Source organism: Neobacillus solisequens (assembly GCF_051233465.1).
Taxonomy (GTDB): domain Bacteria; phylum Bacillota; class Bacilli; order Bacillales; family Cytobacillaceae; genus Neobacillus.
On sequence record NZ_JBKFGJ010000010.1, the window covers coordinates 1 to 26,405 of the forward strand.

Annotated in this window: 25 protein-coding genes and 1 pseudogene; 13 read left to right on the forward strand and 13 right to left on the reverse strand. The window is 42.3% G+C overall.

Annotation, left to right across the window (positions count from 1 at the left end; genetic code table 11):
• Positions 1-198: 198 nt before the first annotated feature.
• A pseudogene (locus ACI3K6_RS10675) lies at positions 199-993 on the reverse strand (nuclease-related domain-containing protein); the annotation flags it as partial.
• A 255-nt stretch (positions 994-1,248) separates the two neighbouring features.
• Between ACI3K6_RS10675 and ACI3K6_RS10680 the strand changes: the two are divergent.
• Positions 1,249-1,659: a YugN-like family protein gene (locus ACI3K6_RS10680; RefSeq protein WP_435554808.1), complete on the forward strand. Its 411-nt coding sequence runs from the start codon at positions 1,249-1,251 to the stop codon at positions 1,657-1,659.
• Here the strand turns inward: ACI3K6_RS10680 and ACI3K6_RS10685 are convergent.
• On the reverse strand, positions 1,645-2,631 hold the full coding sequence (locus ACI3K6_RS10685) for a potassium channel family protein (protein WP_435554809.1): 987 nt from the start codon (positions 2,629-2,631) through the stop codon (positions 1,645-1,647). The genes ACI3K6_RS10680 and ACI3K6_RS10685 overlap by 15 nt on opposite strands.
• 160 nt (positions 2,632-2,791) lie before the next feature.
• Between ACI3K6_RS10685 and ACI3K6_RS10690 the strand changes: the two genes are divergently transcribed.
• The 4 genes from ACI3K6_RS10690 to ACI3K6_RS10705 all read left to right on the forward strand — a co-directional run bounded on the left by ACI3K6_RS10690 (position 2,792) and on the right by ACI3K6_RS10705 (position 6,830).
• A complete protein-coding gene (locus ACI3K6_RS10690) occupies positions 2,792-2,965 on the forward strand; it encodes an aspartyl-phosphate phosphatase Spo0E family protein (protein WP_335479267.1) in 174 nt (57 codons plus the stop codon).
• A gap of 90 nt (positions 2,966-3,055) precedes the next feature.
• Positions 3,056-4,732 (forward strand): DUF6044 family protein, encoded by a 1,677-nt coding sequence (locus tag ACI3K6_RS10695; RefSeq protein WP_435554810.1) that lies wholly within the window; start codon positions 3,056-3,058, stop codon positions 4,730-4,732.
• A gap of 18 nt (positions 4,733-4,750) precedes the next feature.
• Positions 4,751-5,779 (forward strand): glycosyltransferase family 2 protein, encoded by a 1,029-nt coding sequence (locus tag ACI3K6_RS10700; RefSeq protein WP_435554811.1) that lies wholly within the window; start codon positions 4,751-4,753, stop codon positions 5,777-5,779.
• Between the two features lie 424 nt (positions 5,780-6,203).
• On the forward strand, positions 6,204-6,830 hold the full coding sequence (locus ACI3K6_RS10705; RefSeq protein WP_435554812.1) for a LysE family transporter: 627 nt from the start codon (positions 6,204-6,206) through the stop codon (positions 6,828-6,830).
• Between the two features lie 119 nt (positions 6,831-6,949).
• Here the strand turns inward: ACI3K6_RS10705 and ACI3K6_RS10710 are convergent, their stop codons facing one another.
• Both ACI3K6_RS10710 and ACI3K6_RS10715 read right to left on the reverse strand, forming a co-directional pair.
• Positions 6,950-8,293, reverse strand: a complete 1,344-nt coding sequence (locus ACI3K6_RS10710; protein ID WP_435554813.1) for an amino acid permease — start codon at positions 8,291-8,293, stop codon at positions 6,950-6,952.
• 43 nt (positions 8,294-8,336) lie between these two features.
• A complete protein-coding gene (locus ACI3K6_RS10715) occupies positions 8,337-8,495 on the reverse strand; it encodes a hypothetical protein (RefSeq protein WP_335475732.1) in 159 nt (52 codons plus the stop codon).
• A 188-nt stretch (positions 8,496-8,683) separates the two neighbouring features.
• On the opposite strand from ACI3K6_RS10715, the gene ACI3K6_RS10720 reads away from it, so the two are divergent.
• Complete coding sequence (locus ACI3K6_RS10720) at positions 8,684-9,439, forward strand: TraR/DksA C4-type zinc finger protein (protein ID WP_435554814.1); 756 nt, start codon at positions 8,684-8,686, stop codon at positions 9,437-9,439.
• 41 nt (positions 9,440-9,480) lie between these two features.
• On the opposite strand, the gene ACI3K6_RS10725 is transcribed toward ACI3K6_RS10720, so the two are convergent.
• Positions 9,481-9,657, reverse strand: coding sequence for a YozQ family protein (locus ACI3K6_RS10725; RefSeq protein ID WP_435554815.1), 177 nt, complete (start codon positions 9,655-9,657; stop codon positions 9,481-9,483).
• A 99-nt stretch (positions 9,658-9,756) separates the two neighbouring features.
• On the opposite strand from ACI3K6_RS10725, the gene ACI3K6_RS10730 reads away from it, so the two are divergent.
• From ACI3K6_RS10730 to ACI3K6_RS10755, 6 genes are all read left to right on the forward strand, one after another.
• Entirely contained in the window at positions 9,757-9,894 is a 138-nt protein-coding gene (locus ACI3K6_RS10730; RefSeq protein WP_435554816.1) for a hypothetical protein, read from the forward strand.
• 27 nt (positions 9,895-9,921) lie between these two features.
• Positions 9,922-10,818 (forward strand): cation diffusion facilitator family transporter, encoded by an 897-nt coding sequence (locus ACI3K6_RS10735; protein ID WP_335475725.1) that lies wholly within the window; start codon positions 9,922-9,924, stop codon positions 10,816-10,818.
• 359 nt (positions 10,819-11,177) lie between these two features.
• Complete coding sequence (locus tag ACI3K6_RS10740) at positions 11,178-12,122, forward strand: magnesium transporter CorA family protein (protein ID WP_335475724.1); 945 nt, start codon at positions 11,178-11,180, stop codon at positions 12,120-12,122.
• A 250-nt stretch (positions 12,123-12,372) separates the two neighbouring features.
• The gene (locus ACI3K6_RS10745) at positions 12,373-13,593 is read left to right on the forward strand and encodes a helix-turn-helix domain-containing protein (protein WP_435554817.1); all 1,221 of its coding nucleotides are present in this window, start codon (positions 12,373-12,375) and stop codon (positions 13,591-13,593) included.
• Positions 13,594-13,605: 12 nt separating this feature from the next.
• A complete protein-coding gene (locus ACI3K6_RS10750) occupies positions 13,606-13,746 on the forward strand; it encodes a hypothetical protein (RefSeq protein ID WP_335475720.1) in 141 nt (46 codons plus the stop codon).
• A 91-nt stretch (positions 13,747-13,837) separates the two neighbouring features.
• Positions 13,838-14,239, forward strand: a complete 402-nt coding sequence (locus ACI3K6_RS10755; protein WP_335475718.1) for a cytosolic protein — start codon at positions 13,838-13,840, stop codon at positions 14,237-14,239.
• A gap of 36 nt (positions 14,240-14,275) precedes the next feature.
• Here the strand turns inward: ACI3K6_RS10755 and ACI3K6_RS10760 are convergent, their stop codons facing one another.
• From ACI3K6_RS10760 to ACI3K6_RS10775, 4 genes are all read right to left on the reverse strand, one after another.
• Positions 14,276-15,790 (reverse strand): MDR family MFS transporter, encoded by a 1,515-nt coding sequence (locus ACI3K6_RS10760; protein ID WP_435554818.1) that lies wholly within the window; start codon positions 15,788-15,790, stop codon positions 14,276-14,278.
• Positions 15,791-16,212: 422 nt separating this feature from the next.
• Entirely contained in the window at positions 16,213-16,776 is a 564-nt protein-coding gene (locus ACI3K6_RS10765; protein WP_435554819.1) for an FAD-dependent oxidoreductase, read from the reverse strand.
• An 87-nt stretch (positions 16,777-16,863) separates the two neighbouring features.
• Positions 16,864-18,078 (reverse strand): MFS transporter, encoded by a 1,215-nt coding sequence (locus ACI3K6_RS10770; RefSeq protein WP_435554820.1) that lies wholly within the window; start codon positions 18,076-18,078, stop codon positions 16,864-16,866.
• Positions 18,079-18,090: 12 nt separating this feature from the next.
• On the reverse strand, positions 18,091-18,501 hold the full coding sequence (locus tag ACI3K6_RS10775; RefSeq protein ID WP_435554821.1) for a MarR family winged helix-turn-helix transcriptional regulator: 411 nt from the start codon (positions 18,499-18,501) through the stop codon (positions 18,091-18,093).
• Between the two features lie 73 nt (positions 18,502-18,574).
• On the opposite strand from ACI3K6_RS10775, the gene ACI3K6_RS10780 reads away from it, so the two are divergent.
• On the forward strand, positions 18,575-18,718 hold the full coding sequence (locus ACI3K6_RS10780; RefSeq protein WP_435554822.1) for a hypothetical protein: 144 nt from the start codon (positions 18,575-18,577) through the stop codon (positions 18,716-18,718).
• 90 nt (positions 18,719-18,808) lie between these two features.
• On the opposite strand, the gene metH is transcribed toward ACI3K6_RS10780, so the two are convergent.
• The 4 genes from metH to ACI3K6_RS10800 are packed head-to-tail and all read right to left on the reverse strand — an operon-like array spanning position 18,809 to position 26,400.
• Entirely contained in the window at positions 18,809-22,258 is a 3,450-nt protein-coding gene (gene metH / locus ACI3K6_RS10785) for a methionine synthase (protein WP_435554823.1), read from the reverse strand.
• A complete protein-coding gene (locus ACI3K6_RS10790) occupies positions 22,236-24,098 on the reverse strand; it encodes a bifunctional homocysteine S-methyltransferase/methylenetetrahydrofolate reductase (RefSeq protein WP_435554824.1) in 1,863 nt (620 codons plus the stop codon). The genes metH and ACI3K6_RS10790 overlap by 23 nt, the downstream gene beginning before the upstream one ends.
• Positions 24,095-25,288, reverse strand: a complete 1,194-nt coding sequence (gene metC / locus ACI3K6_RS10795; protein ID WP_435554825.1) for a cystathionine beta-lyase — start codon at positions 25,286-25,288, stop codon at positions 24,095-24,097. Before metC ends, ACI3K6_RS10790 begins: the two co-directional genes overlap by 4 nt.
• Positions 25,288-26,400 carry a methionine biosynthesis PLP-dependent protein gene (locus ACI3K6_RS10800; protein WP_435554826.1) on the reverse strand — a complete coding sequence of 371 codons (1,113 nt, stop codon included), beginning with the start codon at positions 26,398-26,400 and terminating at the stop codon, positions 25,288-25,290. The genes metC and ACI3K6_RS10800 overlap by 1 nt, the downstream gene beginning before the upstream one ends.
• Positions 26,401-26,405 lie beyond the last annotated feature (5 nt).

Sequence of the window (26,405 nt, forward strand, 5' to 3'; positions counted from 1 at the left end):
CTTCTTGGCGCCAAGGAATTGCGGATAAATGATGAGACGGTCGTCAATAAGGCCGCTTGGTGCCGAGGAACAGTAGATAGATGAAAGGGAGTCTCCAAGATGACATGTTTCCTTCTAGAATGACCATAAATTAAAAAAGGTCGCCAAAGAATTAATTGGAGACCTAATTAAATTTAATCAAGTAACAGTTAATTATGATTACTCATAATACGTCCATTGACCATATCCTTTTATAGTATAATTCCCCTTCAAAACCCTACAAATTACCTTTTTAGAGAAAGCACCTCCGCACCAGTGCTGTACCAAATTAGTCATAATCTTCTCCCCGGGAAACAACAGCCCGATTTCCTCTACACACCGCAATACAGCTTGATCCACCGATTCCTCAAAACCGCACTCAATACACACCAATTTCCCAACTCCAACAACTGATACATCAAAGGAATGACACTTTAAGCAATAGTTCCCGTATTTCAGTGTGCTCTTTGTATAAGTAGGGACATTAACCAATGGGTACTCTCCCTTATGATAAGTCATGATTTTCTCAGAAATTACAACATGCTTCTCTGTTACATTAGCCTGAATTCTATTCATTTTTTCAAAAAAATGATCAAGTTGTGTTGGGAGAATGATGGTCTCGTTAAGAGGTGCTTGTAAGAGAGTAAATTTGGGGTTAATAAAGATTAAGTGAGATTTTATGGGGAGATTAATGCCATTTTTTTGGAGACGTTTGCGGAGGAGGCGTTCACATCGTTTCAGCTGTTCTAAAGGATTTTGAAGGTCATTGTTACTACCCAGAAGATAGAAATTGTCATCCTTATAAACGTAAATGCCTTCAAAATTTTTTACATCAAATAAGTGAATCATTCCTTGCGTAACCAACAAGGAGTCAATTTGAAAGTAGGAATGATTTTGTTCCAATAACAAATCATTAAGCATCAAAACATTCATCTGGATGCGCTCTATTGCTAATTCATCAAATAGCACCTCCCCTTCATACCCTTTTTCAAGGTTATAGTAATATTTCTTTTCACTTCCCGTTAATTACATCCGCACATGTAAAATCCGATATATCTTTAATTTTTTCGGTATTGACGCGGCTTTATAACAGTAATTCCCAAAATCAACACTCCTTTCAAATAAATATATCTCCATTTTATAAAAATTTCCAAACCAAAGGTATGACTAATTTCCAACATTTATTTTTCAAGAATGATGGGGAAGCTAAGAATAAAGGGGGTATGCAGAATGATTGAACTGCCATCAAAAGTCGAGGGCAAGCAGTTTGATTTATTTAAAATAGAGCAAAAATTAAAACCAATCGGGTATTCGATTGGCGGGAATTGGGATTATGACCATGGTTCGTTCGATTATAAACTGGATGATGAAGGCGGCTATCAATTTTTTCGGCTTCCATTTCATGCGGTTGATGGACAACTGGATATGCGTGGTTGTACGGTGGAGTTGGGCCGACCGTTCCTATTGTCGCACCAATATGAATCGGGGTTGGATGTTCAGGGTGAGTCAGGAGTATTCTCCGGGACATTAAATCAATTTCAGGAACCAACTGATAAAGACGCCAGCATTCCTGATCGTTATATAGATAAAGGTAAGGCAATGGTAGCCGAATTGGAAACGGTCCTGCTATCGGATGGTTAATAGCTGATCGGACTCTTCCATTTTAAAGGTGTGGGGGGGATTCAGGATGGTTTCCTCTCCTCTTTTTATTCCCACCAGAAGACAGCCGCAGCTCAATTGCTCCTGGCACATATCTCCGTATAATTTCCCAGACTTCCCGGCACCGGCAAAAACAGCTGTCAAACGGCCATCCTGCAGTTGATGTAACACATCTGAGAGCAACCCGTCACCATTCGAATGCAAGCTGTTGAGCATAAAGACACTGGTTAACTTATTGGATTGAATCACCTCATCTGCGCCCGCTCTTACCGCGTTTACCACCTGTTCCGCTGTTAAAATCTCCACAATGCATTTTACCTTTGCGCACAGCCCCTTAATGGTTAACAATGTTAAAATACTATTCATATCAGCCTGTAACTCATCATTTCCACGATCCGCCGTAATCAGCACCTTCTCGGCATGCTCAATATCACTCTTCACAATCGTATCATCGACATGAGCTTTCCCTTGAATAAAATGCACAAACCGTGAGGAAACCGGATTGGCCTCAAGGGTTTCGTCAATAATCACAATCATTGGAGGAGATTTCTGACTAATCAATTTACTGATCAATTCCTTTGAACGTTCATTCCAGCCGATAATAATCGTATGTCCCTGACCTTTAAAGGCAATTTTTCCTTCTGCATAAGCATCTTGCTTCGTAACAGCTGCCGCGGCTAAGGTTCCAAAATACGAGGAAACAAAGCTGACTCCTAATAAAATTAAAACCACTGCTGTTAACCGGCCCAGTAGTGAATGGGGAACATAATCACCGTATCCCACTGTCGATGCAGTAATAATGGCCCACCAAATCCCGTCAAAGACAGATGGAAAGGTGTCTGGTTCTAATACATGAATCGCAACTCCAAAAACGCCAAAGACAAGGAGAGCAATCAGTAATATTCTTATTAATAAGGGCATTCGTAAAAAACTGATTACGATTCGATTCGTCATGGTGTTCCCCTCCTTACTACTATTATTGACTAAAATATCCCATCTAATTTATGGGATGGTTCACAAAAAATTCATACTTTCATACAAGTACTACTTGTATGAAATAGCAAAAACTTGTAAATTATGATCAACATAACTATCATGTAAAAGAGGGCTGACAATGGTGACTGGGATGAATTTCTTATTAACGAACATTGAAAAAACACGATTAGAAATGATTCATTTGGCTCATCTCCATGGTTATTCGAATCCAATTGTTGTCCAATGCAGTCAAAAACTTGATCGCCTGTTAAATACCTATGACAAAAAGCGTACGAAACCTTCCTACTACTAGGAGGGTTTTTTTATTTGGATATTCAGAATAAATTTCCCACCTATAGCAAAATTTAAAGGACAAATGGAGAGATCTTTTGAGGTGAGAAACATGATGGTAAAAACAACGCAAGAGCAGAAGTATCTCCTCTTTGCCCTACTAGTTTTAGCAGTCTATCTTTCTCCACTGTTTATTTTGCAGGAAAATGCACATATCAGGGTCCATGACAATCTGGATTCCAATCTGGCGTGGTATAAGGTGTTATCGAGAAGTGGCCAAATGTTTGGCGGAGTAACGGGAGTGATTCCACAAATCATCAACGGGCTGCTATCCAGAAACGCCTTTGGCACTGAATACAGTGTAATCGTCTGGCTATACTCATTGCTACCAACGATGATTGCCTATGGGATCAGTCAGGCCCTGACAAGGATTGCCGCCTTTATCGGAATGTACTTATTGTTAAAAAAGCACCTGCTTCCAGGTGAAAAATGGATTCCGCTCAACAGCTTTGCGGCACTGGCATTCGCCTTAACGCCGTTTTGGCCATCAGGAATGCTCAGCACATTAGGAATGCCACTTGCGTTATGGGCGTTCCTCAATATCCGTAAAGGGGAAGCCACCTTAAAGGATTATGCTGTCCTGACATTTTTACCGTTTTACGCCAGCATTGTGTTGGGATTTTTCTTTTTTCTGAGCGCCATGGCTGTATTTTGGCTGACGGATGTTATTAGAGGCAAGGGCTGGAATGGGAAATTTCTTTTTTCTATTGGTTACATGACATTCGTATTCATGCTGGTTGAATACCGCCTTGTTTATTCGTTCCTTGTGAAAGGAGTACCAAATAGCCGTGACGAGTATTTTCATGCGCATCTACCGTTTTGGAGGGCTGTTCGCCTAACTTTCAAAAACTACTTGCTCGGACACACACACGTCATGACGGTACATACATTATTTATTCTGCCGGCTTTGTTTATCGCCTTTTACTTTGTTTATTCAAAAAGACTATGGAAACAGGAAAAAATATTTGTATTTTTATTTGGACTGAACTTTGTATTGTCACTGTGGTATGCCTTTTGGTTTTTTAGAGGCTGGGTGCCTGTCACCGAGAAATTTCACTTTTTAAATACGTTCAACTTTGCCAGATATCATTTTTTACGACCGATGGTGATCTACGCAAGCTTTGCCTTAGCGTTAAAAATTATTTCTCTGCAGGGGTTCAGTTGGTCAAAGACAGCCAAATGGTTCGCGGTGCTGCAGTTGATGTTTTTAGCCCTGTTTAATGATGAAATTATTTATCGTCAAAAACCAACAGTCAAGGAGTTTTACGCAGAGGAATTGTTTCAAGACATTAAGCAGTACATTGCCATGCCGCAGGAGAAGTACTGGGTAGCAAGCATCGGAATCCATCCGGCCATTGCGCAGTATAACGGGTTTTATACTCTAGATACCTACAATAATTTTTATCCGTTAAGCTATAAACATCAATTCAGGAAAATCATTGAAAAAGAATTAGAGAAGAATAAAACCATCCGGCAGTACTTCGATCAATGGGGCGGGCGTTGTTACCTTTTTACAGCACAGCTTGGCAAAAGATATATGATCAAGAAGGATTCTAAACGTCATTTGAAAAATTTGGAACTGAATACAGATGTATTTAAAGAGATGGGCGGGCGTTATATTTTTTCAGCGATTCCGATTGATAATGCGCGAAACAACCGTCTGAAGCTTGAAAAAGTGTTTGAGTCCAAAACTTCTGCTTGGAAAATTTACTTGTATAAGACTTTTTAGACATCGGGGGTTTTTAACATGATGAAGCCAGTCCTTACAATTGTTGTTCCATGCTATAACGAGGAAGCCGTTTTGCCCGTAACAATCAAGAAACTTCACCAACTGCTGAAGAATTTAATGCAGGAGTCTCTGGTGTCACCGCAAAGTAAAATTCTATTTGTTGATGACGGGAGTAAGGACCAGACGTGGGAGATGATTTATAAAGAGGGGCTTAAAAACGAGCATGTCCGGGGTTTGAAACTAGCGCGGAATGTCGGGCATCAGCGTGCGCTCTTAGCCGGGCTCCACGCCGCAAAAGAGCTTTCGGACTGTGTCGTATCCATTGATGCGGATTTGCAGGATGATATCCGAGTCATTCGCGAGTTTATTTTAAAATTTCAAGAGGGCTGTGAAATTGTGTACGGTGTTCGCCAAGGCCGTGCTACTGATACGTTTTTTAAGCGGACCACTGCCCAAGGTTTTTATAAAATGATGGAAAAGCTAGGGGTCAATCTGGTATATAACCATGCTGATTTCCGCCTGATGAGTAAACGGGCACTGCACGAGCTGGAGCGATTTAAAGAAGTCAATTTGTTCTTACGAGGGATTGTCCCGCTGCTGGGGTTCCAATCAGATGTAGTTTATTATGATCGTCTGGAGCGGGAGGCAGGGGAAACAAAGTATCCGCTGAAGAAAATGTTGGCGTTTGCGTTTGACGGAATCACCTCCTTTTCGGTGTCACCCATCCGGTTCGTTTTACTGGTAGGAATTGTGTCATTTTTCATGAGCCTGGTGTTTGGCGGATATTTTTTAACATTAAAGTTTTTGGGAGACACAGAGACGGGCTGGACTTCACTTATCACTTCCATTTGGCTAATCGGAGGCCTACAGCTAATTGCAATTGGCCTGATTGGGGAATACGTCGGAAAAATCTACAACGAAACTAAGCAACGTCCAAAGTATATTATTGATATTGACACGCTAAATCTTCCGGTGTCCAAGCGACAGTTGGTTGAGGATGAATTATTTGGGGTTCCGTTTCGGAAAGTATCGGAGACGAAACAATAGCTGGGGTATTTAATAAGAGCTACCTTGAAGGGGCTCTTTTTTTGATTGGGTAGATAAAGCACTTGCGGGTAAAAAAGGAGGGATCTCGGTTGTTATGAAGGCCCCATAAAGCCCGCATAGGTTAAAGAGAAAGGGAATCGGTCGTTATGAAGAGCTCATAAAGCCTTCGTAGGTTAAAAAGGTGAAGGCCCGGTCGTTATAAAGGGTACATAAAGCCCGTGCAGGTAAAAAAGGAAGGGGCGCGGTCGTTATGAAGGTACCATAAAGCCGGTACAGGTAAAAAAGGAAGGACCCCGGTCGTTAAAAAAGATAATCGGATGCCGCAGCTCAAAAACTAAATAAAAATTACTTCTTTTTTAGTCGTACAACCCCTCACTTTTGAATAAGAATGGATAGACAGGCTTTTTCACTGGAGGTAGGGGAAATGAATGTTTTTATAAGCTATATCTTACTAGGACTATCACTGGCGGCTCCGATTGGACCGATTAATGCGGCACAAATTGACCGAGGGATTCGAAACGGATTCATGCATTCATGGTTGATCGGGGTAGGGGCCGTATTGGCAGATGGCCTTTATATGTTGGTCGTGTACATAGGGGTTGTAAAGTTTCTGGAAACAGAATTCATGCAGACATTTCTCTGGCTGTTTGGCTGTTTTGTTCTCATTTACACCGGGGCTGAAACCATGATGAGCGCAGGAAAATTAGAGTTATCAAACACACGAGGAAAAGAACCTCTCTCCAAATCTTTTTTCACCGGATTTTTCATGTCCATCTCCAATCCTCTAACCATCTTGTTCTGGCTTGGTATTTACGGCTCTGTACTAGCCAAAACAGCGGCAACCTATGAAACAACTCAATTAGTTCTTTACAGCAGTGCTATCTTTATCGGACTTCTTATCTGGGACATCGCCATGGCAGGAGTCGCGAGCAGCTTCCGGAAATACCTCACCACCCACCTGCTAGTCATCATCTCACTCCTATCAGGTGTTTCCCTAATCGGCTTTGGCATCTATTTCGGATACCAAGCCTTTACCACTATTCTTGGCTAACAAAAGGTGACAGGCACCGCCCGTGGACAAATGTCCACGAGTGGTGCCTGTCACCAAAACACATATGACTATAGTGTAAATGTTGACATGGCTCGTTACACACTTCCTGTCAATTGCATCTAAGCTGTAGGCCATGGTTTGAGCACTTTCTTTTTATGTTTGTTCCATTTGAGCCGCATTATAAGGGTGATGCCCCCGATGAGGCCGATGAAGGCGAGACTGATGAAGAAGCCGGGACGGCTGGAGTCGTGAAACAAGGTTCCGCTTACAGCAATAAGAATTAACAATATACCAGCGTAGTATTTGAGATGATCCCGTTTTTTCAATTTCAGCAATTTTAAGGATGAGGTCAGGATAAAGATCCAGTTGTATAGAAGCATCAGACCTGCTGCGGTGGTAATGTACTCATAAATCCGATTTGGCATTAATAACGCGCAAATAACAGAAGCGGCAATGCCAAGCATGGTCAAAATCAAGGTTGCCAACGGCACTTTCAATTTCCCTTCCCTGGCAAAGCTGGATGGTGCATCTCCTTCTTTGGCCAACGTTACTAACACACTGGTTACTCCATATAAAGAGGCAGCCATCGTGGAAAATCCGGCAATGATAAGCGCAGCATTAAACACATGCGGCACAAATGCTAAATCAAAGGCGTCCAAGGCTACCACAAACGGACTTTCTTTTGTATTGAATTTATGCCAAGGCACCATTAAAACAGCCAGACTAATTGATACCGCATAAATTCCCATCAATGAAAAAAGCATCACCTTACCGGCTTTTGGAGCCTCTTTTGGATCTTTTAAATTCATCGCCATGAGCCCCAAAATTTCAATTCCGCCAAAGGCATAAAACGCAAAAATAACTGAGGACCATAGTCCCTTAAAACCACCTGGAAACAAGTCCCCTTTACTATCAGGATATTGAATCGGCCGATCTCCATCGATGACACCAAAGATCGCCAAAGCTGCAATAATGATAAACATTATAATCGCCGAAACCTTTAACACAGCCAAAATATTCTCCAGCTTATTCAATATCCCAACCCCTATCAGAATCACCGCTAGTCCCAAAACGGCATATCCAATAGCAAACACCCATAAAGGTACCTTAGGGAACCAAAAACGGGAGAAAATCGACAGCGCCGTCATTTGACTCCCCATAATCAGTACCTCAGAACACCAGTAAACCCAGCCGCTACTAAAACCGGCCCACCTGCCAAAGGCCTTTTTTGAATAAGAGCGAAATCCGCCTTCAAGAGGCTCCTTCGCCGTCATTTTAGAAAGAGCGTCAAAGACAAAATAAGTGCCAATGGCAGCAATCACATAAGCAATCAGAATTGAGGGCCCAGCCATCTTGATGGCCAAGCTTGAACCAAGGAAAAATCCCGTACCAATCGTACAGCCTACCCCAAACAAGGAAAGCTGCCACCATTTCATTTTCTCCTTCTTCTGTGACTTTCCCATTACACCTCTCCTTTTTCACGAAAAAAGCTGAGGGATTCCCCAACTATTTCCGCCCGGTAGCTCCTGGCGCTTTATCCGTATTTTCCTGACTATTGTAATCACGGTCATTCAGACCGGGCGGCTGTTTCCGGTCCGATCCCAAATATTCGCCTTGATGCCGCTCCTGAACTTTTCTAAATTGATCAAAATTTTCATTAACCACAAGCATTCCCTCCCAATTCATTGTCCTTCTTAAGATACTAAGGTACAACCATTCTTATTCAGAGCCAGCTACAGGATTTTGATGGAATTAAATTTTTGGTACATAATCATCTACGAAAAAAATGAAAATAAAAAGGAAACGAATCGTGTAGATAACTTGCGCTTTTCTGATGAAAGGGGTATCTTGATATGTTGACAACAGAACAGCTAGCTGATTTGCGCCTACAATTGCTACAAGAAAAAAATGATCTGGAACAACATCTGGAACAAAACGATCACTTTAATTTGGACCGAGGACATGCCCATGAATCGGTGGGAGAATTGTCCAGTTATGATAATCACCCTGCCGATGAAGCAACGGAACTTTACGAGCGGGAAAAAGATAATGCCTTGCTTGAACATTATAAATTAGAGTTATCTAATGTTAATAAAGCCCTGCAAGCAATGGAAAATGGAACATATGGAAAATGTGAAGTCTGTGGCAATGATATCCCGTTGGAGAGGCTTCAAGCATTGCCCAATACCATTTATTGCATTGAACACAGTCCGGACCAAACCACTTCTCACAAACGTCCGGTGGAAGAAGGCGTCTTAATGCCGCCATTTGGTAAATTTGATATGGACGAAAAGGATGAAAACGTCGCCTTTGACGCAGAAGATACCTGGCAGACCGTCGCCCAGTGGGGGACTTCCGATACACCGTCCGATCTGGCCTTTCCACAGGATGATTACCAGGATGCCTATGTAGAAGCGGATGAAAACATCGGATATGTCGAGGACTATGAAAACTTCGTCGGCAATGATATGTATGGAAAAAATATTACCGTCTATCCGAACCCACAGCATGAAAAATACGAAGAAGCCCTTGATAAAGAAGGAATCATGACAAGCTTTGGTGATTTACCGGCCTACGAACACGATCCATATGTTGACGACGATAAATAAAAAAGAAAACAGCTTTCGGGCTGTTTTCTCTGATTTTTGTGCTATTCATTTTCCGTGCCGGTTGTAATGTCACCTTCAGCGTATACATCGCTTACCTGCTCGTGAGTCGTGGCCAACCCTTGTGAAATTTCATTATTACTTTTATAATCACTTGGATGAAAGAAGCTGCCGGCCACTTCTTTATTAATATTGGGGTTCGCTTTCCATTTCTTTTCCATTGATGAACACTCCTTTTTTGTGATGGCTCATCGCTATTTTTTTCTTTTTTGGTATGGATTACTCCTGTAAAAAATAAATCATTAAAAGGTGTGAAGCACATGAACAAAAAATCCGAATTTCCAACCCGTGAAGATCTTGATCAGGCATTTCATTTTTTACATGATCAAATTAACAGAATATCAATTATCGAAGAAATCGAAATGATTAAAAAAGAAAAAGAAGGGCAAGAAGAGTAAAGGGAGATTTATATAAGGGTGGTTACAATGAGTTCTAGAGAAACGTTGGCTAAAAAAATAGCCTGGATTAGTGTGATTAGTAATGTCATCCTCACCTTGGGGAAAATCATTATCGGCTCAATTGGGCACAGTGATGCCGTGTTTGCCGATGGAATTCACTCCGCAGCCGATGTATTTGCTTCCGTTATCGTGCTGCTGGTTATCAAAATTTCCAATAAGCCTGCAGACAATGAACACCCGTATGGCCATGGAAAGGCAGAAGTAATTGTCTCTGAGATTGTTGGAATCCTATTATTCCTTGTAGCCATTTATGTAGTATACGAAGGAATTGCCGGGTTATTTCACGAAGTCGAATCACCGAGCTTTTTGGCCATGTGGGTTGCGTTGTTTTCCTTTGTTGCTAAGCTGATTTTGTACCGTACCTCTTTAAAAGTGGCAACGCAAAACAGCAGTAAAGCCATTGAGGCTATCGCCTTTGACCATAAGGCTGACATTGTTGCCTCAATAGCAGCGGCAATTGGTGTTCTATTATCCATTATCGGAAACAAGTTTGATATAGGGATCCTCCTATATGGTGATAAAGCAGCCAGTATCTTTGTGGCTTATTTAATTTTTAAAATTGCCAAAGAAATGTTGGCAGAGGCATTTGATATTTTATTGGAGCGCAACATTAACAATGAAACGATTCAAGAATATATTGCTATTATTAATGATTTTCCGGAAGTACGGCGGATTGACCGAATCAGAGCACGAGAGCATGGTCATTATGTGTTAGTCGATTTGCGCATTGCCATTGATCATTTCAATACAATTAAGCAAGGGCATGATTTGGCAAGATCGATTAAACAAAAACTAATGGAAAAATATGATAATATCGATGAAGTATTAATTCATTTAAACCCTTATTTTCCGGAAGATCACTAAATGGTAAAAAAACTGCTTTGTACTTTAGGGTATTTCGGTTTATGATAGGAAGGGATGATAAAAACTTCGCGTCAATCGCGGAGTTACTTTTTGGCCGATTGGAAATATAGACTTTCCTATCAGGCTTAAGTGCAAACTACGCCTCTGTTTTCGCCTAAAGGCATGCTAATCGGTGGCGAGTTATCTAAAAATCAAAAACAAGAAGGAGTTGATATTTTTGAGTTATTCCATAGACCCGGACCCAAGTAGGTGTGGGGAAGTCAATATTATTTTTGAATTGATTGCATTGGTTTCTACAAGAATATCAACTCTGAATATGGTGGTTGGCTTCCTCAAATAAAAAGTGAGGAGGTTTTAACATGCTAGAGATTTTCAAAAGCACAGAAACACGGGTTTTAGAAAGAGTCGATGTCATATCCAAAGGCTGCTGGATCAACATGTTTGCGCCGACAGCTGAAGAAATTGCAAAAGTATCAAACGCTGCACAGATCGATATTGATATTATTAAAGATGCACTGGACGATGAAGAGCGTCCACGGATCGAGCGCGATGATGGCCGTATTTACATCATCGTCGACTTTCCATATATTGTTCTCGATGAGTCAGGGTCAGGGCTTGAGGTATATGAGACCATTCCAATTGGTATTATCTTGACCGAAGACCATATTATTACCGTTTCTTTAAAGGATTCACCGATTATCGAAGAATTCCGGAAAAATCGTGTCAAAGAATTTTTTACATTTAAAAAGACACGTTTTGCCTTGCAACTGTTATTCGTGATCTCATCCTATTATCTGCGTTATTTAAAGCAAATTAATAAGAAAACCAATGAAATTGAACGAGTGGTTCATCAATCATTGAAAAATAAAGAGCTTTACGCATTCCTAGCTTTGGAAAAAAGCTTGGTTTACTTTACGACTTCGTTAAAATCAAACAAAGTCGTCCTAGATAAAATTCTACGATTTAATTATTTAAAGATGTATGAAGAAGATAAGGACTTATTAGAAGACGTGATTATTGAAAAAACGCAGGCGATTGAGATGGCGGAAACCTATCATACGATCTTGTCCGGGATGATGAACGCCTTTGCTTCGATTATTTCCAATAACTTGAACATTGTTATGAAGTTCTTAACCTCGATCACTATTATTCTGGCTTTGCCAACGATGGTGGCGAGCTTTTACGGCATGAACGTCAATATTCCGTTTGCTCATTCAGCGCATGCGTATGCGATTCCACTTGTCTTTTCTGCTTTATTTGCGGGTCTAACAGCACTCATATTTTGGAAAAAACGATATTTTTAACCTCACCAGCCAATTTTTTGGCTGGTTTTTCTTTTTGGCTATGTTAAAGATTTTAAATCTGCTGATTGGAGCGAAAATAGCATATAAGTTTAACAGAGTCTTCTTATTAAAAGAAATTTTCCCAACATAGAAAGATTGTTTTTTAGTTGAAAAATAGATCTGTTTAAGCATTTTTATTTGCCATTTCGGGAATTGTCTGAAAAAATAGGGGTGTCAAGTAATATAAAAATACAAGCTTGGAGATAGATAAATGGAAATGGGAGCCCTGATTAAATATTATCGAACACAAAGAGGAATTACCCAATCGGAGCTGGCGAAAGGGATTTGTTCGGTTCCGCACTTGAGCAAAATTGAAAACAACTTCAAGGAAGCGAATGACGAAACGCTCGCGCTTTTACTGGAAAGACTTGAAATTTCCATGGGAGAGATGCAGGAAAAAGAAGGTCAAATCAAGCTTCTATTAAGAGAATTTAGCAGTGCCATCCATTTTTATCAAAAGAAAGAAATCGAGGAAATCTTTCAGAGGATTAAAGAGGTGGAACCATTTATCCCCTTTTCAAGATATATATATATTTGGGAATTATATAAGTTTCGGTTTCTATTATTCAAAGGGCAAATAGATGAAGCCACAAGGCAACGGGATTTATTATATAAGCTAAAGAAAAATTTTTCCCAACATGAAGACTATTTATTTCGTTACTATCATGCGATATTGTTAATTCTAGAAGGACAATATCGCAATGCGGATGAACTTCTTGAAGCGCTGTACATAGAAAATGAGCAGGAAGCAACCAGCGGTGAATTTCTTTACCATCGTGCCCTTGTTAAAAGTTCATTGGACCAGCCCGGACATGCGATTCATTTTGGAAAAATGGCCTTGCAGCTATTTATGAACCAGCATAATTTTACCCGGATCCTCCACACCCTGATGTTGCTGGGGATCAACTACACCCATTCCCATATCTATGAGGAAGCACTAGGATGTTTCCAGCACCTCATTCGCAATGCGGAAATATTACGGGAAGAGCGGCTATTGCCGCAAATCTATCATAATATGGGATATTTGCAAAGCAAAATGGGGGATTTTAAGGCGGCCCTCACCTTTTACAAAAAAAGCTTAGCACTACAAGACACACATAATTACGACTACCTAGTTACCTTATATACGATCGGCGAGCTTCATTTTTATTTACATTCACTAGACAAAGCCCATGAATGTTTTCAAGATGTCCATACCATGGCGCGGGATTTAGGTGTAAAAAAATTCAGACTGTTAGCTGATTATTATTTGCTGCGCATTGCTTCACCGGAAAAATCATATAAATTCCTTGAGGCCAAGGTCATTCCTTTTTTTGAGGAAGTCGATGAGCACAGCGAATACATGACTAAGTTTTATAAACTGCTGGCCGATTATTACAACCAACAGAATATGGCCCAGAAGGCAGTAAAATATTTATACAAACTGACGTAGGAGGATTCCACATTGAAAAAATTAACGATGGTACTTTTCTCATTAGCTTTATTGCTTCCATTTGGAGCTACCAAAGCGGTAGACCAACAACAAGCAAGCACAAATGTGGCTGCTTCAGCTACCTATATTCCTATTCAACCACCAGTAGGTTGATCATGTTTCTCTGATGAAAATCAGGGATTTTTTTTTCGTTAATTGGAAAGGATGAAGAGGGGGTTACCTGAATTTTTCGAGGAGGATGAACATGAATTCATTTGTAGTAAGTTTTCACCAGGAAGACAATGTCGACACTATGCAGGTGCAAAAGTTAAACCAGGAAGACTTCGATAAGGCGACAGCAGGCGGAACAAGACATTTATTTGAACTCGACACCAATATCGGTTTCTTTGTCTTTTTTGACGGTGCCGATGAAGACGGCACCATCTCCTATATGGTGCTGCAATATGAAGAGGATAATGAAGAACCGGTCGGCTGCTATGCCTTCCAGCTAAGTGACTTTTATGAATTCATGGCACTGTATTTAAACGATCTGGAATTCAGCGACGAAATCGATGATGAAAAAGACGACGAGGAATACGGCCCAATCCATCACCTAGCACATCTGTTATTTCATATTGTTGAGGCCGGAAACGACCTTGATGCGTAAACAAAAGCACTGGACACATTTGCCCAGTGCTTTTTTCTAGCCTTTTTTCGATGCTTTTTCAGGTATTGTAACGCGGGCATTCCCCATAAAGATAATCGTAATGGCAATTAACGCAATGGGAATTAATGTTAGCAAAAAGGTATGTGTAATGGAATCAGACATTGCTTGAACAATTTTATCTAACACAAAGCTAGGAATTTTCGAGCGCTCATCGGCTTGGAAAATTTGCCGTGGATCGCCCATTTTAAAGTTAGCGCCGCCTTGCATCCCTTTGAAGGCCTCTTTCAGGTTATCCGTGAACCAGTTTCCTTGAATTGTCCCAAAAATCGTTACCCCAAGTGTCATCCCAAATGAACGCAGGAAGGAGTTGGTGGAGTTGGCCGTTCCACGATACTGCGGTTCCAAATTGTGAATCGATGCGGTTGGTAAAAGTGAGAAGGAGAACCCCACCCCAAAACCAACCAAAATCATGAACAAGGTTAACATCAAGCGTGACGTATCCACCGTCATCGTGCCGAGCAATAACATTCCGACAACATAGGAAATGACGGAAATAACCATCAGATTGCGATAAGTTGTTTTCGCCATGAAAATTCCGGCAAACGAGCTCCCTGCCACCGAACCAAGCATCATTGGTGTTAAAATAAGCCCGGAATTCTTCGCCGTTCCACCATAAACAGCCTGCACAAAGATCGGTATAAATACCGTTAAAATAATAAAGGTAGCACCATATAAAAATGCTAGGATTTGCGATGTCGCAAACAGTCTCCGTTTAAATAACCAAAGTGGCAAAATCGGTTCCTCTGCTTTGGCTTCCGCAAAGAAAAAGAGGATAAAAAAGATAAAGAAGCTAATAAAAAGGCCAATAATCTGTACGGACTGCCAATCATATTCCTTGCCGCCCAGTTCAAGCGCAAACATAAGGCTGACAACGGATACTACTAAAGTAATGGCGCCCCACCAGTCAATTTTTTGCTTGGAGTGCTGTAAGGACTCATGATAATATTTTACGATTAAAAAGATCGAGACAATGCCAATCGGCACGTTTACATAGAAAATCCAGTGCCAGCTTATGTAATCCGTGATGTATGCACCTAATAGAGGCCCAAGAATACTCGATGCACCGAACACGGCTCCAAGTAATCCGGTCATTTTTCCTCGGTTTTCGGGTGGAAAAATATCAAACACAATGGTAAATGCAATCGGCATCAACGCTCCGCCGCCAATCCCTTGAATTGCCCGGTAAATGCTCAACTGGACAATGGTTTGGGAAATCCCGCACAGTGAAGAACCGACTAAGAAGATGATTAAACCAAACATAAAGAAGCGTTTACGGCCATACATATCCGATAGTTTTCCAAAAATCGGCATACCTGCCATCACCGCCACCATGTAAGCGGAGGTAACCCAGATGTATTTATCAAACCCGCCAAGATCGGAAACAATTGTCGGCATCGCCGTTGCTACAATCGTATTATCCATTGCCGACATCAGGATGGCCAATAATAGCCCCGCCACAACTGGCTTCAGATTCGTATCACTTTTGATCATAGAATGTCTCCCTATTTTTTTAGTCTTATGTTTTGTATTGTACCAAAGAATCAGGAAAATTAACTTTAAAATATGATGAGAAAGGGAAAATATTACATGAATTGAAGATTTTAGGGGTGTTATCAACATGAAATTGGGGTTTATCAACGTGTTTCAGTGGATATTGACGTGAATTGGGGAAATATTCAACGAGATATCGACAGGTTTTTACTTAAAATCAACAAAATGAAGGATGCGAAAAATTTATCGACGGGAATTACGATTTATCAACGTGTTTAGGCTAGATATCAACACTAATTAGTAAAATATCAACACAATTTCATACCTTATCTACATAAATCCATCTTTTATCGACGTTAATCCACCATTTATCAACAACTCACAATAAAAAGCTGACCCAAATTAATGAGCCAGCCCTAAATTTATCCTTTTAAAATATCATGATCCACATAGCGTTCACCGTTCAATTCACTAACGATATTAATGGCAACCTTGGCACCGTCGCCAGCAGTTACAATCGTGTGCATGCTGACACCTGCTATTGTACCGGCAGCCCAAACTCCGTCAATGTTTGTTTTTCCAGCGGCATCAACGTCAAGAATAGTTTTTACCCTTGGCTCTGTACCAGGCTTTGTATTTATGCCGGCAGCTTCTGCAAGATCAGCCATCATACCAGTTGCTAAGACAACATGTTTTGCCTCGAATCTCCCATTATCTGTTTCTACCTTTAGGCCGCCGTCTGCTTTCGCCACATTGGTAACAGTTGCTTGAACGATTTCAGCGCCAAATTTGCGTGCTTGGTCTTTCCCGATTTCAACAAGATCCGGACCAGTAATTTCCTTCACACCATAATGGTTTTCAATCCATGCGCGCTTCGTCACACTCTTATCATTATCAAGAATTAATGTCTTTTTTCCAGCTTTTGCGGTAATTAAAGCTGCGCTTGCACCTGCAGGACCTGCTCCAACAATCACAACATCATACATTCCAAAAACCTCCAAAGTAAAGTTTTTACACTATCATTATAGGTATACCTAAATTGAAAAGTAAAACATCTTGCTTATTTCAAAAATTTAGAGAATCGAAGTTTTGTGAACTTGCTGTTGAACCTTTTCGCTACGGCCTTTTCCTTTTCTCGTATGAAGGAAATAAAAGAGAACTAAGCCAATTAAAACATAAAACGAGCACAAGAAATACAAGGAACTGTAATCCATCTTGGCAGCAATTAATCCGATAAAATAAGACCCAAGCGCCATCCCGGTATCATAGATCGATAAAAACGTGGCTGTCGCCAGCCCTCTTTTTTGCGGCTCAGCCTGCTGGATCGCAATGGTTTGGAAAGTTGGGAACAAAGTACCCCAGCCCAAACCAATCATTCCCGCAGAAATGAGGAACATCACTGCGGTTTCACTCATACTTAAGATGAACATCCCAATCGAAAAAAGTATGATACAAGGATAAGAAAGCACATTTGGGCCGAAACGATCGAGCCATTTTCCCGTAAACGGTCTTGAGAGCAATAACACGATGGCATAAACCACGAAAAATAAACTAGAGACATTCGCTAAATGACTTTCGTTGGCGTAGATCGATACAAAGGAAAGCAGGGCAGAGTAGACGATTGCCATAAAGCTACCAACAAGCGAAATGGGAACAGCAGATGGTTCGAAAAGACTTTTGAAGGAAAAAGTCGAGAGCACTTCGATATCTTTTGTTTGTTCCAATTTCTTCTGTTTTACACTAAGTCCTGTTATCAAGGATCCGATGGCTACCACAACACTGAGTAAAAACATGATTTTGGCACCCCAATGCTGAATGGTCATCAACCCGATAAACGGTCCGAGCACCATCGCCATATTAGTTGACATAACGAAATACCCCATGCCCTCACCTCTGCGGGAAGAAGGGATAATATCGGCCACAATTGTACCTACTGCCGTCGTCGCCATTCCGAAGCCAATTCCGTGCAGAAGTCGTATGACGAGGAAGCCAACGATGTTTTTAGGAAAAAAATAAAACAAAGAGGCGCCCGCGAATATCATTAGGGCGGTTAGTAAGACCTTTTTGTTCCCGGCACGCTCCAGCCACTGTCCGGCTAACGGTCGTGAGATAATGGCAGATAATAAAAAAACCGTGGTCATTAATCCTGCGGTTGATGCGCTGCTATGTAAATCATTCAGTGCATAGGTTGGCAGGGTGACCAACAGGATATAGAAAGATAAAAATAGAAAAAAGTTGCTGAACGAAATACTGATGAAGTTTTTTGTCCATAACGTAGATTTGTTCATGTAATCCTCTCCTTATCGAAGTTTTCCCAGCCAGCCTATTTGCAGCTGAAGAAGTTGTTTCTGTATTGTGTCGGGTACGCCTTCTAAAAGCGCCTTATTGGTTTCGTTAACGACTTGCTCCCACTTGGGATAGGAGTTTATAGCCTCCTCCGTTAATTGAATATATTTTTCCCGTTTGTCCTTTCCGGGAATCTGCATGACATACCTCTGACTGACGAGGCGCTGAATTGTCCGGGTCATCGGAGGTGCTTCAACAAACAAATACTCACAAAGTTGCTTTTGGGTTAATGAACCTTTTTCGTGTAGCACATATATTACAGCCCATTGTGAGCTGTATAATCCTAATGGTTTTAATGCTTCATTTAATTTGTTGGTCAGATGACGTGAAAGCTGATGAAGAGTGTGGAATAATTCGTGGTACATAAATAATTTTCTCCGTTTTTTATAAATTAGTTACCTGGGTAACTATATAGGAATTAAGGTTAATTGTCAAGGAATGTTCATATTTTGCGGGGCTCGCGGGATTCCGGTTAAAGCTTGCGGGATTCCGGTAAAAACGCGCGGGATTCCGGCAAAAACGAGCGGGATTCCAGCCAAAACCCGCGGGATTAACCAGGATATCGGCGGGAATCAAGCCTGAGTCCGCGGAAATGCACCAGATCTACCTAAGCCCCTACCAATTCCACGCTAAAAATCCCCCGCAGCATCACCGCGGGGGACAACAACTCAATCATTTCAACACATTAAAATACCTAGCTTCCGGATGAGCAAACAACATTGCGGAAACAGAGGCCTCTGGTTCCATCATGCAGCCCTCTGTTAACTGCACCCCGATTTCTTCTGGCTGAAGCAGCTTAAACAGCTTTTTCTGATCCTCTAAATCGGGGCAGGCCGGGTAGCCGAAGGAGAAGCGTTGTCCTTGGTAATGAGCAGCGAAACGGTCCTGCATGGTGAATGTGATGGGATCCGGGAAGCCCCATCGGTCGCGCATTTGACGGTGAATCAATTCGGCGAATCCTTCAGCACTTTCTAATGCCATGGCCTGAAGCGCGTGGCATTCAAGGAAACGACCTTCACTCTTTAATTCATCAGCCTTTTGGCGGATGCCTCTTCCAGCCGTTACCGTAAAGAAGCCAACATAATCCATCACACCGCTGTCAACTGACTTTAAATAGTCCGCTAAACAAAGGAAAGGTTCGGATTCCTGACGCGGGAAATCAAAGGTTTCAACGACGCGGCTCAAATCTTCAGGGTCATAAATATACACCTTATTGCCGTCTGATTGTGCCGGGAAAAATTGATAGACAGCCGCCGGAGTGACCCAGTTATTGGCTTTGGCTTCCGCTAACAATCCATCGACCATTTCTTTCACCTTAACCGCTTTTTCATCTTTTTCTGCCAGTAATTTGGCGATTTTCCCTTTTACGCCAAGATGGTGCCCAAGAAGCATTTGCATATTGATATAGGGCTCAATATGGGAAAGGGAATATGTTTTTAATACGTGTCTCTTTGTATCTTTTGGAACGAATACAGGAGCATCCTTAGACACAGCTGGTTTTGGTTTGACAGCCACAGAAGAAGTGGAACGAACCGGCAAGTCTAACGGGATATCCGCTGCCGCTAGCTTTTTATTTTTTTCCTCAAATAACTTCTCCTGCTCTTCAGGCGAATGGAGTTGATTGGCCAAAGCCAAACCAGTCATGGCATCCTTTGCATAAAGCACAAGTCCATCGTATTCTTTAGAAATTTTCGTATCGGTAAATTTACGGGATAAAGCTGCACCGCCGACTAGAATCGGCAGGGACAGACCTGCTTCTTTCATATCTTGAGCCGTCAGTACCATTTGTTGAGCGGATTTTACTAATAAACCTGACAGCCCAACCATATCCGGTTTTTCTTCACGGATCGCCTTAATTAAATCAGCAGGTGTTACTTTTATGCCAAGATCACGGACATCATAGCCGTTATTGCTTAGAATGATATCGACGAGGTTTTTCCCAATATCATGCACGTCCCCTTTAACCGTTGCCAGGATGACTTTTCCTTTTGAAGAGGAGACATCGCCTTTTTCCATGTATGGCTCCAAGAAAGAAACAGCGGCTTTCATGACTTCAGCACTTTGCAGCACTTCGGCAACGATCAGCTGGTTGTCATTGAATAGACGGCCAACTTCTTTCATGCCCTCCATCAATGGTCCATTGATGATATCCAATGGGGCAGGGTATTGAGTAAGAGCCTGTTCCAAATCCGGTAATAGACCTTCCTTTGTGCCCTCGATAATATAATAGGAAAGCCGCTCTTCAAGCGTCATATTCGGAATGGCGGACTTCGTTTCTTTCTTTTTATCACGATAAAAATCAGTAAATACGGCCAATGTTGCATCGTTTGTGTTAAATAGGAGATTCTCGGCCAACTCGACCTCTTCCTTAGAGATCGAGGCAAAACGCTCTAATTTCTCGGTATTGACGATCGCATAATCGAGACCGGCCTGCGTACAGTGATACAAGAACACGGAATTTAAAATTTCCCGGCCAACTGGCGGCAAGCCGAAGGAAACGTTACTGATTCCCAAAATCGTTTGTACCTCTGGCAGATGTTCCTTAATTAGACGAATTCCATCAACAGTAGCTTTTGCTGAACCAATATATTGTTCATCTCCAGTTCCGACAGGGAATACCAAGGGGTCAAAAATCAGATCCTGAGGTTTCAAACCGTATTTATGAACCAAAAGCTCATAAGACCGTTTGGCAATCTCCAGTTTTCGCTCCGCCGTTACCCCCATGCCTTTTTCATCAATTGTTCCGACAACGACTGCTCCACCATAACGGTGAATCAATGGAACGATTGTCTCAAAGCGTTCCTCACCATCTTCCAGGTTAATCGAGTTGATAATCGCTTTCCCTTGTGAAAAAGTAAGGGCCTTTTCAATTACTTTATCATCGGTGGAGTCAATCACCAATGGGACTTTAATTTTCTTGACGACTTCGGTAATAAAATTCTCCATATCAACTAGCTCTTCACGATCAGGATCGGCTAAGCAAATATCGATGACATGGGCGCCGCCTTTCACCTGAGCTCTGGCAACTTCGGCAGCCTCTTCAAATTTCCCCTCCGCAATCAACCGTTTAAACTTTCGTGATCCAATAACATTGGTCCGTTCCCCAACCATGATGGGGCGCAATGTTGGGTCATCATAAATAAACGGTTCAATACCAGAGACCATGTGCAGCTCAGATGGTTTAAACTCACGCGGCAGATAATTTTTCATTGCTTCAGAAATGGCTCGAATATGATCCGGTGTTGTACCACAGCAGCCGCCGACAATGTTAAGCCAGCCGTGGGCTGCAAAATCAGAAAGCTTCTTTGCCAAAGTTTCCGGTGTCTCATGATAATGACCTTCTTCATCAGGCAAGCCGGCATTCGGGTAGCAGCTGACGGCTGTTGAAGCAAGAGCAGCTAAAGAGCGGATATGATCCTGCATGAACTCCGGACCGGTGGCACAGTTTAAGCCTACTGCAACAGGTTTCATATGCTCAACCGAGATAAAGAACGATTCAATTGATTGTCCAGCTAACGTAGTTCCCATCGGTTCAATCGTTCCTGAAATAAACAATGGCAAGGTTTTGCCTGTTTTTTCAAAGGCATTCTGTATCCCGACAAAGCCTGCTTTTACATTCAGCATGTCTTGGCTTGTTTCTAAGAGCAACAAGTCGACGCCTCCGTCGATGAGACCGAGTGCCTGCTCCTCATAGGAAACGGCCAAAGCTTCAAACGTGGTTCCACCGGTTACACTTAAAGTTTTAGTCGTTGGTCCCATCGAACCAGCAACATAACGCGGCCATTCCTGCGTCGATGCTTTTTCGACCTCAGCTGCAGCAATCAACGCGGCTTTTTTATTAATTTCATAGGCTTTATAGCCCAACTCGTATTCATCTAGAACAATACTCGTTGCGCCAAAGGTATTTGTTTCAATAATATCAGCGCCTGCTTCCAAATATTCACGGTGAACCTTGGCGATCACCTCAGGAGCAGTCAACACAAGATTTTCGTTACAGCCTTCGTACTCTTCGCCGCCAAAATCATCTGCGGTAAGATCAGCTTGCTGCAACATCGTTCCCATGGCCCCGTCCATCACGAGGATCCGTTTTTTCAATTGTTCAGTAAATGGTGTTTTCGGCATAGCTGTTCCCCCTCACTTCACCTGCACGCTGTCGGGCATAATGGGCCAGTTCAGCGGTCATTTCATAACGTAAAAATGGTGTGATCAAATAGATGCCATTAAATAAATCCAATGCAGCATCAATCAAATATTTCGTAATCTCAATTCCTTCACGGGCGGCTGCCACCGGATTATCGCTCAGCTTCGCCATCCGTTCACGAATGGAGTCGGTAATTTTAATGCCGGGCACTTCATTATGAAGGAACTCGGCATTCTTACTGCTTGTCAAAGGCATGAGCCCAATATAAATCGGTGCATTCAGATGCTTGGTATGCTCATACACTTCCACGAGCTTTTCCTCAGAAAAAACAGGCTGAGAAATAAAGTAATCCGCACCGTAACTGATTTTCTTTTCCAAACGTTTTACGGTTTTTTCTAGTGAACGGACATTCGGGTTAAATGCACCGGCGATACTGAAGGCCGTTTTCTGCCCTAAATCTTTCCCAGAAAACGATAACCCTTCATTGAGCTGCTTAATCATTTGAATCAACTCAAAAGAAGAGACATCATAAACGGAAGAGGCTCCTGGGAAGTCGCCAACTCGCGCTGGATCACCGGTTATCGCCAACACATCATGCATCCCTAAAGTATGAAGCCCCATTAAATGGGATTGCAATCCGATGATATTACGGTCTCGGCAGGCGATATGGATCAGTGGGCGCATGCCCAACTCCTGTTTCACTAAATAGCCAAGTGATTCATTGGAGATTCTCACCTGGGCCAGCGAATTATCCGCCATCGTAATCGCATCGATACCTGCTGTTTTTAATGCTTTTGCTCCTTCAAAAAACTTTTTCGTATCTAGTTTTCTCGGAGTATCTAATTCTACTATGACAGAAGGCCGTTCTTTCACAATTTCATGAAGCGGGATAGAATCCCGTTTCGCTGATTGGCTTTCAACATGAATCGACCTTGGTTTTAATTTTACGACTTTTTCGTAAATTGGTACACTACTCTTTACTTCTGCTGCAAAAGCGCGAATATGAGCCGGAGTCGTGCCACAGCATCCACCTATTAAGCGGACCCCTTCATTTCGGAAGCTTTGTGCAGAATGCCGAAAATAATCGGCATCTCCGTCATAATGAAATTTCCCATCTGTATAAGCGGGGAGACTGGCATTCGGATAGGCTGACAGAAACGCATGCTTCGGCAATTCAATTTGAGCCAGTGCCTCCAGCATATGGTGCGGACCAAGCCGGCAGTTAATCCCCACGACATCAGCACCAATCTCTTCAAGCCGTTTCAGAGCATTATTTACAGGAGTCCGATTTTGTAAAAAACCCGGCTCTTGCAAGGAAACCTGTGCAATAATCGGCAGTTTCGTTTCTTTACGAGCAATCGCCAGTACTGTTTCAAGCTCTTCCTGATCATAGAAGGTTTCCAGCAACAATCCGTCAACACCTTCTAGCAATAGACAATACAGCTGTTCACGGAAACTGCGTTTAATTTCTTCTATAGTAATAGAATTGGGTTTGATGCCGCGATTGCCACCAATGGTACCTAGTACATAGGCATTTCCCTGCGCCGCCTTTTTCGCATTCACAACAGCGGCACTATTAATCTCCTTCACCGAATCCTCCAAACCATACCTCTGCAGCTTCAAATAATTGGCCGCATACGAATTAGTTTGAATCACATCGGCGCCGGCATCGATATAAGCCTGATGAATGCGTTGAATTTGTTCGGGCTGGGAAAGATTCAGCTCCTCGAAGCAGCAATCCGTACCATAGGAATAGAGCAGCGTTCCCATTGCGCCATCCCCAATTAAGATTTGATTCGATAATTTTTCTAAAAAGCTCATTTCGATTCCCCTCGTTGTAAGACCAATTCGTTGTGTGCAAGCTTTTCAAAGGCCTGGGAAAAATCCTTGATAAGATCTTCCGGATTTTCCAGACCGACAGATAAACGAAGTAAACTATTTTTAATGCCTCGCTTTTCACGTTCTGGTTGCGGCATAGCAGCGTGTGACATTTTTGCAGGATAAGATAAAATCGACTCCACCGCACCAAGACTCACAGCAAATACCGGAATCTTCACATTGGAAACAAAGGAGCGAACTACATCTTCATCCTTTAGTTCAAACGATAAAACCGCACCGGCACCATAGGCCTGTTCCTGTTGAATTTCGTATTGGGGGTGATCCTCAAGAGCCGGATAGTATACTTTTTCGACAAGCGGATGGGCTTGTAAAAATTCTGCCAAGGTTAATGCCGATCTTTGCGATTGTTCCAGGCGAACATGGAGAGTCTTCAACCCGCGTAGTACTAACCAGGCATCTTGAACTCCCAAAATCGCTCCAAAGGAATTTTGTAAAAAGTAAAGCCGTTTCGCTAGCGCGTCATCGTTCACAACAGCTAGCCCGGCAACGACATCACTATGTCCCGCTAAAAATTTCGTAGCACTATGTAGCACCACATCAACTCCCAGCTCCAATGGTTTCTGAAGCTGTGGAGTTAGGAATGTATTATCCACAAAAGTCAACGCATCAATTTCTTTCGCCAATTGACTGATTGCGCGAATATCCGTCACTTTTAATAGCGGGTTAGAAGGTGTTTCAACATAAAAGGCCTTTGTATTAGGTTGAATTGCCTGTTTTACCTGATCAAGGTCTGTCATATCGACAAACGTATGTTGGATCCCGAATCGTGTAAGAACCTCGGTCACCATTCGGAACGTCCCACCGTAGACATCCTCCGTAATCACGACATGATCGCCGGAAGAAAGAAGCAAGAAGGCTGTGGAAATGGCCGCCATTCCTGATGAAAAAGCAAAGCCTTTCACGCCGCCCTCTAATTCGGCAATGACATCCTCCAGTGCTTCTCGAGTCGGATTTAAACTGCGGGCATAATCATATTTGCCAAATTGGTCGATATCAAATTGATGAAAGGTGGATGCATGCTGGATCGGAACACTTACCGCACCCGTAGCAGGGTCCACTTTATGACGGTTATGAAGCAGCCTCGTTTCAAAACAATAATCTTCGGTTTCCATTATGCAATCACTCCTTCACGAATTTTGGCAAACGCCTGACTAAGATCAAAAATAATATCTTCCGCATCTTCTGTACCAACAGAGAAACGCAACAATCGATTACAAACACCTTGTTGAATGCGGATTTCTTCAGGAATATCAGCATGGGTTTGTGTTGCTGGATAAGTAATGAAGCTTTCCGTTCCGCCCAGGCTTTCCGCAAACGAAATAAGTTCTAAATTCTGCAGGAATGGGTTAACCCACGTTTCATCCTTAATTCGGAAGGAAACCATTCCGCCGCGTCCCGGATATAAAACATCAATGACATCATCATGTTTGGAAAGGAATTCAACGATGGCCTGCGCATTTTTTTCATGGCGCTCCATTCTTAAGGATAGAGTCTTCATACCGCGCATAAGCAGCCAGGAATCAAACGGACTAAGCACACCGCCGGCTCCGTTATGATAAAGGGCCAGTTGCTCGCAAAGATCTTGGCCTTTGGCAACAATCAATCCGGCAAGTACGTCATTATGTCCACCCAGATATTTGGTCGCACTATGGATGACAATATCCGCACCAAGCTTAATCGGCTGCTGCAAGAGCGGAGTATAGAAGGTATTATCAACAATCAGCAGAATTCCGTGCTTTTTTGCAATCTCGGAAATCGCTGCAATATCTGCCTCCTGCATGAGGGGGTTGGTAGGAGTCTCGAGAAAGATGGCTTTTGTTTGCGGAGTAATCTTGCTTTCAACCTCTTCCGGACAACACGTATTCACATATTGAGATGTTAAGCCCCATTTTTTATATCCTTTTTCCAATAGACGATAAGTCCCTCCGTATAAATCCTCACTAACAAGCCACTCATCTCCAGATTGAAATAAGGAGAGGATCGTGAAAATCGCCGCCATTCCAGAGCTGCAGGCAAACCCCTGATCGCCGCCTTCCAAATCAGCAATCGTCTTTTCAAGGAGCTGGCGTGTTGGGTTTCCTGTCCGAGTATAATCAAACCCAGTCGATTGCCCAATTCCTGCATGGCGGTAGGCAGTTGAAAAATATACCGGTGGATTCACGGTGCCTGTCTCCGTTTCACTTCTGTTTCCAATTTGAGCAAGTTTCGTATCAATTTTGTACATTGTGC